This window comes from Kosakonia sp. H7A (assembly GCF_003028445.1).
Classification (GTDB): domain Bacteria; phylum Pseudomonadota; class Gammaproteobacteria; order Enterobacterales; family Enterobacteriaceae; genus Kosakonia; species Kosakonia radicincitans.
In genome coordinates, this window is the sequence record NZ_PYTZ01000036.1 from 1 (window position 1) to 738 (window position 738).

At 63.7% G+C, this 738-nt stretch carries 1 pseudogene; it reads left to right on the forward strand.

Annotated features, from left to right (window positions below):
* Positions 1 to 738 (forward strand): annotated as a pseudogene (locus CWM66_RS27950) (type VI secretion system ATPase TssH); the annotation flags it as partial.

Genomic DNA, 738 nt, shown 5'->3' on the forward strand with positions numbered 1-738 from the left:
CGACGGTGGAGGACACCATCGCCATCCTGCGCGGCTTGAAGGAGAAGTACGCGGTGCACCATGGCGTGGAGATCACCGACCCGGCCATCGTGGCGGCCGCCACGCTGTCCAACCGCTACATCACCGACCGCCAGTTGCCGGACAAGGCCATCGACCTGATGGACGAAGCGGCCAGCCGCATCCGCATGGAGATCGATTCCAAGCCGGAGGAGCTGGACCGCCTGGAGCGTCGCCTGATCCAGCTCAAGATCCAGCGCGAGATGTTGAAGAAGGAGAAGGACGAGGCTTCGCAGAAGCGCCTGGCCGACCTGGAAGCCGACATCGACAGTCTGGAGCGCGAATTCTCCGACCTCAATGAAATCTGGAAGTCCGAGAAGGCCGCGTTGCAGGGCGCCACCAAGATCAAGGAGCAGATCGAACAGGCCAAGCTGGACCTGGAGGCGGCGCAGCGCCGCCAGGATTTCGCCAAGATGAGCGAAATCCAGTATGGCGTGCTGCCGCAGCTGGAGAAGCAGCTGGCCATGGCGAGCGAGGCCGAGCAGAAGGAATTCAAGCTGGTGCAGGACCGGGTCACCGAGGAGGAGATCGCCGAGGTCGTCTCGCGCTGGACCGGCATTCCGGTCAACAAGATGCTGGAAGGCGAGCGCGACAAGCTGTTGCGCATGGAAGACGTGCTGCACCATCGCGTCGTGGGCCAGGAAGAGGCCATCCGCGTGGTCTCCGACGCGGTGCGGCGTT